An 11,790-nucleotide genomic window follows, 5' to 3' on the forward strand; every position below is an offset into this window, starting at 1 on the left:
ATCTAGATCTTAGCAATATTCTTCGTAAGCTCCTTGCAAGTTTGCAGCAATTGCTCCAGCAGGATTTCCTTCGATGTGGTGTCTTTCTAGCATGTGAACCAATTCACCGTCTTTGAAAAGAGCGATACATGGAGAACTTGGTGGGAAAGGTGCCAAATGCTTACGCGCTTCGTCAACCGCTTCTTTATCGTAACCTGCAAAAACAGTTACAAGATTTGTTGGTTTCTTATCTCCTGTCAAAGAGAAAACCGCGCCTGGTCTTGCTGCTCCGGCTGCACATCCACAAACAGAGTTAATCATCAAAAGAGTAGTTCCTTCTTTTTTGATGGCTGTGTTTACCGCTTCAGCAGAAGTTAAATCTTGAAAACCTTTATCGGTTAGTTCATGCTTCATTGGCATTACTAGATCATCTGGATACATATTTTTTTATTTTATGAGTTAAACTATAGATTTGCAAAATTAATTCTTTTAAAACAAACCTCTTTCCTATTAAAGCTATCAAAACAATACCAATTATCTATTGAGACTTATTGGCTGACTTTATTGTCAGTTTTTTGGCAAGATTGCCAATGGTTAATCCCTGAAAAATAATAGAGAACAGAACGATAATGTAGGTAATTGCAACAAACATATCACCGGAACTTTCCCGAGGTAAAGCCAAAGCCAAGGCGACTGAAATACCACCGCGGAGTCCGCCCCAAACTAGAATTGGAAAAGAATTGGTTTCAAACTTTACCCGCCGTTTTAGTAAAAAGAAGGGAATACCAACCGAAACAAAGCGCGCAAAAAGAACTACAAATATTGCGATCACGCCAATGAGAATGTAAATATTTTCAAAATTAATAACGAGTAATTCTAAACCAATTAAAAGGAATAAAACGGCATTTAAAATTTCATCCAGCATTTCCCAAAACTTGTCGATATATTCTTCTGTAATACTACTCATCCCAACTTCTCGACCGCGATTTCCGATAAAGATACCAGCTACGACCATTGCTAATGGTCCGCTAATGTGAAGTGATGAAGCCAGCCAATATCCACCCATCACCATGGCTAAAGTAACCATCACCTCTACAGAATAATCATCAATGGTTTTTAAAATATAAGTTCCAACGCTACCGAGAATAGTTCCTAATATGATACCGCCACCTGCTTCTCGAAGAAAAAGCAGGGTAATATCTGCAAAGCCCATATTCTCAAGACCTACTTTAGAGATCTCAAAAATAGCCACAAATAAAACAACGGCAACTCCATCATTAAATAAACTCTCGCCCGAAATTTTTGTCTCTAAAGATTTTGGAATATTGGCGGTTTTTAAAATTCCCATTACCGCAATAGGATCTGTAGGAGAAATTAACGCTCCAAAGAGTAAGCAGTTAATGAAAGGAATATCTAAGCCGAACGCCTGTAAAAGTAAATACATTAAACCACCCACGATGAAAGTCGAGAGCAAAACCCCAATTGTTGAAAAAGCGATAATCGGAACGCGTTCAGACTTAATGTCATTCAGCCTGATATGAATAGATCCAGCGAATAATAAGAAGCTCAACATGATTTCCATCAAAATTGTGTAGAAGTCGATCGACAAGATCATTTCTTTGGTCTGCACAAATAAGTCGGGGAAAGAAGAGGCTGTCAAAACGATTCCCAAAGAAGTTAAAAGCGCAATAATCATTACGCCGATGGTCCTGGGAAGTTTCAGAAATCTCTTGTTGAAATATCCAAAAGCGGCAGCCAGAATGATGATGACCGTGAAGTAATGATAAATCTGCATATAAAAAATTTAGTCAAATGTAGGAAAATAAAAAACCCGAAATATTAAATATTCCGGGTTTCAATCAAATCGATATGCAAAGGTTGTATATCCTAACTAATAATTTAAGAAAGTAATTTTTTCGCCATATCAGAAATACTCTTTCCGTCGCTTTTTCCGGCAAGGGCTTTTCCAGCCATTCCCATTACTTTTCCTAAATCTTTGGCGCTGGTTGCACCAGTTTCTGCGATGATGTTTTTCATCGCTTCTTCCAGTTCTTCGCTGGTCATTTGCTGCGGCAAATACTTCTCAATCACTTTACTTTGTGCTTCTTCCACTTCAGCTAAATCGCTTCGGTTTTGAGCGGTAAACTGGTCGTAAGAATCTTTTCGCTGTTTGATCATTCTTTGCAAAATTGCAATTTCCTGTTCTGCAGAAACTTCGGCTCCTTTTGCCTCTGTTTTCAACAATAAAATTTGAGACTTTACTGCACGCAACGCATCTAAGGCTACTTTATCTTTCGCTCGCATCGCGTCTTTGATCGCGTCGCTGATGATAATTTCTAAACTCATAATTTTGATTTGGTGATTAAATGATTTGACGATTGGCTCATTGAAGATTAGCAAATCATCGCATCGTCACATTAATTTTAATCTACGTCTTTATTCAAAAAACGGTTTTCTCGAACCTGCATTTTCCCATCGCTTTCGGTAAGGTAATTACTGATTTTTTGGTCTGAAGCATTTTCATGTCCGATGGAAATGTTTTTTCTACGGAATGCTGGAATTGATTCAAACTCGTTTTCCGGTTCGAAGTTTTGATATCTTGAATTAAACTGTTTCAATTTATTTCTTCTCTCTACCACTTTGTCGCTGGTTGGCGTTTTATTGATGAAAGTAAAATCATCTTCTATGTCGAATGCTTTTGGTTCTGCAACTTTCTCTTCTACCTTGGCTACGGGTTGTTGAACCGGTTCTTCTTTGATGATTGCTTTGGGTTGCGGTATTTCAACTTTCGGCTCCTCAATCGGTTCGTTTACGAAAAAACTGAATTCCATTGGTTTTTCTTCCGTAAAGGTTGGTTTGTTGCTAATCGGAAATTCTTCTTTTTTATGTTCTGTTTCAAACGTAAAAGATTGTGAAGTTGGTTCTTCACTAAGATCATCGTCGTAAGTAAACAGATCAAATTCTGGTGTTTCTTCTTCCTGATGGAAACTTTCAAAAGATGGAGTTTCTTCTACAAACCGATGATTTTCAGTTGGAGTTTCTCTCTCGATAACCCGTTTTTTCTCTACGGTCTTAACCTGAAATTCGTTTGTAGGAAAATCATCTTCATCATCTAAAATAAAAAGATTTTTCGACGGAGAATGACTTTTTGGAGTCTCCTGATTTTCAACATTAGATTTAAAAATGTTTTCTCTTTTCTTAGCTGGCTCGATTGAATCTGACAAAGTGAAATTTACTTTTTCAGTTATGCCGGTGCTTTTTTGGTAATCTTTTGAGAAGCCAGTTGCGATAACCAATACACTTACTGCATCGCCTAACTCTTCATCAGTTCCAACTCCGAAAATAATATCTGCAGTATTACCCGCTTCCTGTTGGATATGATCCATGATCACTCCGATTTCATCCATGGTCACTTCTTCGTTACCACTTCTGATCAGCAATAGTACATTTTTCGCTCCTGTAATTTTGTTGTCATTTAACAATGGCGAATCCAAAGCTTTTTTCACTGCTTCTTCGGCTTTATTTTCACCTGAAGCAACTCCGTTCGACATTAGTGCTGTTCCAGAATTTGCCAAAACAGATTTCGCATCACGGAAGTCAATATTCACATCGAAATATCCGGTAATAACTTCTGCCATTCCTTTGGCAGCATTGGTTAATACTTCATCCGCTTTAGAAAAGCCTGATTTAAAACCAAGATTTCCGTATTGCTGACGTAATTTATCATTATTAATAACAATGAGTGAATCTACGTTATTTCTAAGCTTGTCTAAACCTAATTCCGCTTGATCCAATCTTCTTTTTCCTTCAAAACTAAAAGGTACGGTAACGATTCCTACGGTAAGGATTCCCATATCTTTCGCCACTTTGGCAATTACAGGAGCAGCACCAGTTCCGGTTCCACCGCCCATTCCGGCAGTAATGAAAACCATTTTGGTATTTTGTCCCATCGCCGCTTTAATATCTTCAATACTTTCGATGGCGGCTTTTTCGCCAACTTCAGGATCAGCTCCAGCGCCAAGTCCTTCTGTAATGGTTAAGCCCAATTGTACTTTATTGGCAACAGGGTTATTATCTAAGGTTTGAGAATCGGTGTTGCAGATCACGAAATCTACACCATAGATCCCTCTTTCATACATGTGCTTCAGTGCGTTGTTTCCACCGCCTCCTACGCCGATTACTTTAATTATTGATGAATTTCCTTTTGGTAGATCAAATGAAAATCCAGGGGTGTTTATATTTTCCATAGTCTTGGTTTTTTAATTATTCAACTTCTTCAAAGAATTTTTTTACGCTTTCCATTATTTTTTGACCAATGGTCAGTTTGTTCCGTCTTTTTTCTGCCGCTTCTTCCATCAAAGCTTCTTTAATAACCACTTCATCTTTGGCTACCATTTCATCTCCGGTCAAAACATCGTTGGACTTCTGTAGAACTTCAGGTTTTTCGGCTACATGCTCAGGTGTAGTTTTTTTATCGCGGATTTTCAAACTTTCCATGAGCAAACCAATAGCAGTTGCATATTCCGGGCCTTTTAAATGCTGGCTTTTATCGTTGGTCACATATTCATTGGCAAAACCAATTCTGCTGTCGAATCCTGTGGTGTAATTGGCCAACTGACGAAGATGACGAAGATTTGAACCTCCACCTGTCAAAACGATTCCTGCAATTAATTTTTTCTTTTGTTCAAAGGCGCCGTACGCTTTCAATTCTGTATTCACCATTTCCAAAATCTCCTCCACTCTGGCACTTACGATTTGCGCTAAAGTTTTTAATGAAATTTCTTTATCTGGTCTTCCGTGTAAACCTGGAATGGTCACGAATGTGGTATCTTTCTCCAATTCGGGAACGGCAGATCCGAAATTCACTTTCAGTTTTTCTGCATGCTTTTCAATAATAGAACAGCCTTCTTTAATATCGTCAGTAATGATTCCGCCACCGTAAGGAATGACGCAAGTGTGGCGAATAATATTGTCTTTGAAAATAGCGATATCTGTTGTACCACCACCGATATCGATGATCGCAACACCAGCTTCTTTTTCTTCTTTAGTTAAAACTGCTTCAGATGATGCCAATGGTTCAAGAGTCAAAGCTTCCATTTCTAAGCCAGCCTCACGAACGCATCTTGCAATATTTCTAATGCTTCCCATTTGACCAACGACCACATGGAAGTTAGCTTCTAAGCGGGTTCCGTGCATTCCAACTGGTTCCTGAATTTCGCCCTGAGAATCTACTTTATATTCTTGCGGAAGAACATGAATGATTTCTTCACCAGGCAGCATGACCAATTGCTTAACCTGATCTTTTAATTTTTCGATATCGTCATCCGTAATATATTGATCCGGATTTTCCCGCATAATATAATCGGAGTGTTGCAGCGAACGAATATGTTTGCCAGCGATTCCCACCGTTACTTTGTGAATGGGAACGCCAGAACTTGACTGTGCTTGTGATACGGCAGCTTTGATGGACTGAATGGTTTGGGAAATATTGTTCACAATACCTTTGTGAACTCCTAAACTTTTTGCAGTTCCTACGCCGAGAATTTCAATTTTTCCGTGGGTGTTTCGCCGTCCGACAATGGCCACAATTTTCGTGGTACCGATGTCGAGGCCTACTGAGTACTCGTTATTTTCCATTATATGTCGATTTGATTTTTTATCATTTTCAAAGGATTAAATCCTGTGCTTTATTCTATTTTTACTTTTGCCTTTGCTTTGCTTTCCGGCTTTTTTGGAGCTGGCTTTTCAACGGTCTTTGCCTTAGCTGGTTTCTTTGGCTCTACTTTTTTCACCACCTTTTTAGGTTCTGCTTTCAGCTGTGATGAGGCTTTTTTCAGCGCTTCTTCTTTTCTTTGATTAATAGCTGGCAACTTTGCCAATTCCTTTTTACCCACTGCAATGATGCTGTCATTTTCTTTAAAGTGAGGATTCAGAGTGGTGACGATCTGATTGTCGTACTTCACAGAAACCTTAGTGTACTTTTCTGGATTCTGGTGAATCAAATATTTTTCAACGAAAGCTTTAAATCCTTTTACTTTAAGATCTATTTTTTCTAAATCACCAATTTCAACTTTGAAATATCCTTCGCTGGTGAGAAGTTCGTAGTTGCCTTGCTTTTTAGCAATGCCGATGAAATATTTTTTACTGAATTCATCCTTATTTATTTTTGAAATCAATTCTGCTAACTTCACATATTCTGATTTTTTCACATTTCCCATCACCAACATGCACGGGAAAGAATAGTTTTTAGAAATCGGAAATTCAGTTCCTTTTTCATCTACATAAAAATCGCGATCGTCTTTATTTAAACGAAAAGCCGGAACTCTTTGCTTTATATCTAAATTCAGATTTCCATTCAAGTTTAAATAAACGTTTGCGCTGTCAACGGCTGGAAGTTGATTTAATTTTTTTTCTAATTCAGGAATATTGATGTCTCCAATCTTTTTGGTTGGATTCGACTTTTTTACCATTTCCTTTACATCTTTCTCGTCGATGAAATAGACCGGATCTTTCGTCTGAGCCAATTTGATCGTCACTTTTTCCATCGGCTTCTCGTTAAATCTTTTCAAGGAGAAACTCAGCAGAAATCCGAAGATAATTACAGTGCTTAAAATTTTTAATATTCTGAATTTATTTTTCATTTCTTATCTGAGAGCCATTCTACAATTCCGTCATATAAAGTGTCGATGTTTCCTGCACCAACAGTCAATAATACATCGAAGTCTTTTTCTTTAATTTTATTAAAGGCGTCATCCAAAGTGGAAACTACCTTTTGATCTAATTTTATTTTTTCTGCTAACCACTCTGATGTGATCCCTTCAAAATTTTCCTGTAATTCTCGGGCCGGATAAATATCCAACAGAATTAATTCATCAGCTTTATCTAAACTTTCTACAAATCCGTCCGCAAAATCTTTTGTTCTGCTGAAAAGATGAGGTTGAAAAACTACCAACAATTTCTTGTGTGGATAAAAAGTTTTGATCGATCCGATCACAGCATTTAGTTCCGTCGGATGATGTGCATAATCATCGATATAAATTTTTCCGCTGTCGAAATTATGTTTCGTGTATCGTCTTTTAATTCCTTTAAAACTGGCAATTCCTCTTTTCAAAGTTTCGAAATCAACGCCGAAATTATTTAATAACGCAATTGCTGCGGTCGCATTCTCAACATTGTGTATTCCTGGGATTTCCCAAACGAAATCATCAAATTCTTCCGTTGGTGTGTGGAAATCAAAATGAATTTTATCGCCAATTTCTCTAATGTTATCGGAGTAATAATCAGCTTCTTCATTCACCGCGTAGGTTTTTGTTTCCCGTCCGATGTTGATTCCTTTTCGCACAAAAAGCTGTTGACCTTCTGGAACGAGATCTGCAAAATCACGAAATCCTTTTTGAATCGTCGCATCATCACCATATATATCCAAATGATCAGCGTCGGTAGACGTGATCACCGCCCAGTCTGGAGAAAGCGTAAGGAAACTTCTGTCATATTCATCGGCTTCAACCACTGAAATATCATTTCCATTAAAATGGAAATTCGATTTAAAGTTCTCCGCGATTCCACCCAAGAAACAAGAGAAAGGAAGATTCGCTTCTTCACACAAATGCGCTACCAGAGATGAGGTGGTCGTTTTTCCGTGAGTTCCTGCAATCGCGATACAATCGGTATTTTCGGTAATCATTCCAAGAACTTTCGCTCTCTTTAAAACATCAAAATTTTGATCATTAAAGTGATTAAGAATATCCAGTTTTTTAATCGCTGGCGTATAAATCACCAAAGTATTTTCCGGCGTTAAATTTTTAATTTTATCATTAACGATGTCTTCAAACTGAATATCAATTCCTTCTTCTACCAAAGCTTTCGTCAACTTGGTGTGCATTTTATCATAACCCAAAACACTTTTCCCAGACGCGTTGAAATAACGTGCTAATGCACTCATTCCGATGCCGCCGATTCCTACGAAGTAGAAGTTTTGATATGTTGTTAAAGCTTTCATCTTATGCTTTGATATTTAAGGATGATAAAATTTCATCTACAATTTGTTCTGTGGCTGAAGGTTTTGCGAAGTATTTTAAATTCTCGCTCATTTCATCTCTCAATTTTTCGCTTTCACAAATTTCCATTAAAGTAGTCCAAAATTTCTCTGACATTTCGGTGTCTTTTACCATTCTGGCTGCGTTCTTCTCTACCAAAGCCATCGCATTTTTTGTTTGATGATCTTCTGCTGCAAAAGGAAATGGAACCAATAAAACCGGTTTCTGCGCCATTGTTAATTCTGAAATCGCAATTGCCCCAGCTCTTGACACAATAACATCTGCCGCGGAGTAAGCCAAAGCCATATCGGCAATAAATTCCTTTAATTGAATCTGAGGCTGACCTGAGATTTTAACATCTTCATTCAAACTTTTATAATCCAGTTTACCGGTTTGCCAAATCAACTGGAAATCTTTTGCTGCTAATTTTTCTATGTTTTCTTTCCAACCATTGTTCAATGTACGTGAACCTAAAGAGCCACCAACTGAAAGAATGGTTAGTTTATTTTTATCTAAACCTAACTGTTCTTTTGCTGAATCCTTTTCAATTAAATCAGTAATAATCGTCTTGCGAATCGGGTTTCCTAAAAAGAAAGTTTTCGTTTTCGGAAAGAAATGGTCCATATTCGGATATGCCGTGAAAACTGCTTTCGCTTTTCTGGACAAGAAAGTATTGGTTTTTCCGGGCAAAGAATTCTGTTCCTGAACAAAGATTGGAACTCCTAAGTTGGCAGCCATGTAAAGCGCAGGTCCGCTTGCGAATCCTCCCGTTCCGATAGCGAAATCCGGTTGGAATTCTTTAATTGTCGTTCTCGCTTTTGTAAGACTCGATAGTAATTTAAAGGGCAACTTGAAATTTTTCAACAAATTCCCACGGTCGAATCCGGCGATATTTAAACCCATAATTTTGAAGCCTGATTGTGGAACTTTTTCCATTTCCATTTTACCATTGGCTCCGATGAACAAAAATTCTGCGTGCGGGAATCTCTTTTGAATTTCCTGCGCAATGGCAATTGCCGGGAAGATATGTCCTCCGGTTCCGCCGCCGCTCATTAGAATTTTTAATTTTTTACTCATCTTTATTATTTCCATAGGGTTGAAATCCTATGCTTCGTTAAATCGTCCCTTCAGGACTTTATGCGATATCATTTATTTCTTCAATACTTTGTTTTTTGCCCATTCCTTCTTCATCATACACCTGGATCCTCGAGCTTACGTTTAAGATCAATCCCAACTGAATATAGGTGACCAACATCGATGTTCCACCGTAACTGATCAAAGGCAAAGGTTGTCCCGTCACTGGAATCAGATTAATGGCGACCGCAATATTAACGGAGAGCTGCACAAAGATCATGGTCCCGAGACTCAGTACCAGCAAACTCCCAAAGAAGGCCGGCATCTTACTGGCGATCATTACAATTCGAATGATCATTATTAAATAAAGAGCGATTAATACTGTTGCTCCAATAAAGCCGTATTCTTCAACAATAATGGCAAAGATAAAATCCGAGGCAGATTGAGGCAGCATTTGTTTTAAAGCACTTTTTCCAGGACCCATTCCGGTAATTCCACCGTGAACGATCGCTGCTTTGGCTTGCATCACCTGATAGTTTTTTGCCTTATCTACTTCATCTTCAACCTGGCTTTCTTTTTTCGTAAAAGTTTCTACACGACTCATCCAAGTGTGAACACGGTTGTTTTCTATGAGATCAGTTTTTAAAGCGACAAACATGAAAAGTCCGATCACCACAGATGAAAGCGCCATGAATCCAACGATATATTTTTTGTTGAGTTGACCAATAACCATGACAATCAATGAAACCATTAATATCATTAAAGCCGTAGAACCATTGTCTTTTGCCACCAATCCAAACACCAGTAGAACCGGTCCGAAAATGTAAAATATATTTTCAATCGGCAATCTTTCTCTTTTAATCGTCTTTGTTAAATATCTGCAGAGGTAAATGACCAGCATTAAATAAGCGAAAGAAGAGGGTTGGAAAGATATCGGTGTGCCAGGGATTTTTAACCAACGCGAGGCAGATGCACCGTCAATTGTTTGCCCGGTAACCATTGTTAAACCCAGAAGTATTACGGTAATTGCTAAAAGAATACTGCTCAGTTTTCCGAGGTATTCATATTTGAAAACACCGACACCACGCATTACAGCTAAACCGAGCACGACGAAAAAGGTGTGCTTCATCAAGTGAGAAGTCGTCGTCCCACTGTTCACGATATATTCCAGATTAGAACTCGCAGAATACACGGGGAATACCGAGAAGAACGAAATCAATAAGATCACGCTCCACAAGACTTTGTCGCCTTTTAATAATTCAAATTTGGTTTCTCTTTCCTGCATTTTAATCTACGATTAGTCGATTGCTTTTTTTAATACTTGGTTTTTAAATTGATTTCCGCGGTCTTCATAATTATCGAATAGGTCGAAACTTGCACAACACGGTGAAAGCAAAACGGTATTGCCTTCTTCCGCCAGGGATTTTGAAATCCGAACTGCTTCGTCCATACTTGACGTGCTATAAATTGCGTCTTTTTTATCTTTAAAGAAATCGATGATTTTTTGATTGTCCAATCCTAAACAAACGATGGCTTTAACTTTTCTCTTTACTAAATTTTCTATTTCGGTATAGTCATTTCCTTTGTCAACGCCGCCTACGATCCAAACGGTTGGCTGATTCATGCTTTCTAAAGCGAAATAGGCTGCATTAACATTGGTCGCCTTACTATCATTAATATAAGTAACTCCGTGAATTTGCGCAACTTGCTCTAAACGATGTTCCACTGCCTGAAAGGTCATCAATGAATTACGAATACTTTCATTACTGATCTTTAATATTTTACTGGCGATAGAAGCAGCTAAACTGTTGGCGATGTTGTGGTTCCCGACCAAAGAAAGTTCTGCGATCTTCATCGAAAACTCGTCTTCAACCTTTACCGTGATTTTATCATTATTAAGGTAACCACCTTCACCTAATTTCTCTTTCAATGAAAAAGGGATTTTCTTAGCTCGAATGGCTAGTTGTTCCAACAGATTCATACTCATTTCATCATCTTTATTGTAGATGAAAAAATTATCGTTCTCCTGATTTTCTGCAATTCTGAATTTTGCCATTGCATATTCTTCATAATTGTAGTTGTACTGATCTAAATGATCCTGGCTCAAATTCAACAATAAGGAGATATACGGACGAAAATTTTGAATATCATCTAACTGGAAAGAGCTTACTTCCAAAACATAAAAATCGAAATCATCATCGGCGACCTGTTTTGCGAAACTCGTTCCGATATTTCCTGCCAAACCGACGTTGCGATCGTCATTTTTTAAAATATGGTAAATAAGAGAAGTGGTTGTCGTTTTTCCGTTACTTCCTGTGATCGCTATAATTTTCGCCTGGGTAAATTCAGCGGCAAATTCAATCTCTGAGGAAAGTCGAATTCCTTTCTGATTAATTTTAAAAATAATATCAGCTTTCTTGGGAATCCCAGGAGATTTTATCACCCAGTCAGCCTCCAGAATTCTCGCTTCATCATGTTGTCCTTCTTCAAATTCAATTTCGGCTTCAATCAGCTGATTTTTATATTCAGACTTGATCGCACTTTTATCTGAAAGAAAAACATTCAAGCCTTTCTTCTTCGCTAAATATGCTGCACCAACGCCGCTTTCTCCGCCACCTAAAACAACTATTTTCATATTGTGTTTTTAATTAAATAAGAACAAATTCCTTCTTATTTTTGCCTTGAAATTTAATTTCAATTT

General features: G+C 37.9%; 10 protein-coding genes. All 10 read right to left on the minus strand.

What is annotated here, in order from left to right:
• Positions 1 to 9: 9 nt before the first annotated feature.
• Positions 10 to 420, minus strand: coding sequence for a BrxA/BrxB family bacilliredoxin (locus ACEYOS_RS06055; RefSeq protein ID WP_373707325.1), 411 nt, complete (start codon positions 418 to 420; stop codon positions 10 to 12).
• Between the two features lie 97 nt (positions 421 to 517).
• On the minus strand, positions 518 to 1,774 hold the full coding sequence (locus ACEYOS_RS06060) for a cation:proton antiporter (protein WP_373707326.1): 1,257 nt from the start codon (positions 1,772 to 1,774) through the stop codon (positions 518 to 520).
• A gap of 104 nt (positions 1,775 to 1,878) precedes the next feature.
• Entirely contained in the window at positions 1,879 to 2,325 is a 447-nt protein-coding gene (locus ACEYOS_RS06065; RefSeq protein ID WP_373707327.1) for a GatB/YqeY domain-containing protein, read from the minus strand.
• A gap of 77 nt (positions 2,326 to 2,402) precedes the next feature.
• Complete coding sequence (gene ftsZ / locus ACEYOS_RS06070) at positions 2,403 to 4,226, minus strand: cell division protein FtsZ (protein ID WP_373707328.1); 1,824 nt, start codon at positions 4,224 to 4,226, stop codon at positions 2,403 to 2,405.
• Positions 4,227 to 4,242: 16 nt separating this feature from the next.
• Entirely contained in the window at positions 4,243 to 5,616 is a 1,374-nt protein-coding gene (gene ftsA, locus ACEYOS_RS06075) for a cell division protein FtsA (protein WP_373707329.1), read from the minus strand.
• A gap of 50 nt (positions 5,617 to 5,666) precedes the next feature.
• On the minus strand, positions 5,667 to 6,620 hold the full coding sequence (locus tag ACEYOS_RS06080; RefSeq protein WP_373707330.1) for a cell division protein FtsQ/DivIB: 954 nt from the start codon (positions 6,618 to 6,620) through the stop codon (positions 5,667 to 5,669).
• The gene (murC, locus tag ACEYOS_RS06085; protein WP_373707331.1) at positions 6,617 to 7,978 is read right to left on the minus strand and encodes a UDP-N-acetylmuramate--L-alanine ligase; all 1,362 of its coding nucleotides are present in this window, start codon (positions 7,976 to 7,978) and stop codon (positions 6,617 to 6,619) included. Before murC ends, ACEYOS_RS06080 begins: the two co-directional genes overlap by 4 nt.
• A 1-nt stretch (position 7,979) precedes the next feature.
• Positions 7,980 to 9,092, minus strand: coding sequence for an undecaprenyldiphospho-muramoylpentapeptide beta-N-acetylglucosaminyltransferase (murG, locus tag ACEYOS_RS06090; RefSeq protein ID WP_373707332.1), 1,113 nt, complete (start codon positions 9,090 to 9,092; stop codon positions 7,980 to 7,982).
• Positions 9,093 to 9,150: 58 nt separating this feature from the next.
• Positions 9,151 to 10,374 (minus strand): FtsW/RodA/SpoVE family cell cycle protein, encoded by a 1,224-nt coding sequence (locus ACEYOS_RS06095; RefSeq protein ID WP_373707333.1) that lies wholly within the window; start codon positions 10,372 to 10,374, stop codon positions 9,151 to 9,153.
• Positions 10,375 to 10,386: 12 nt separating this feature from the next.
• Entirely contained in the window at positions 10,387 to 11,724 is a 1,338-nt protein-coding gene (gene murD, locus ACEYOS_RS06100) for a UDP-N-acetylmuramoyl-L-alanine--D-glutamate ligase (protein ID WP_373707334.1), read from the minus strand.
• Between the last annotated feature and the right edge of the window lie 66 nt (positions 11,725 to 11,790).

Origin of the sequence: Kaistella sp. (genome assembly GCF_041824135.1) — a bacterium.
In the GTDB taxonomy this organism is placed as follows: domain Bacteria; phylum Bacteroidota; class Bacteroidia; order Flavobacteriales; family Weeksellaceae; genus Kaistella.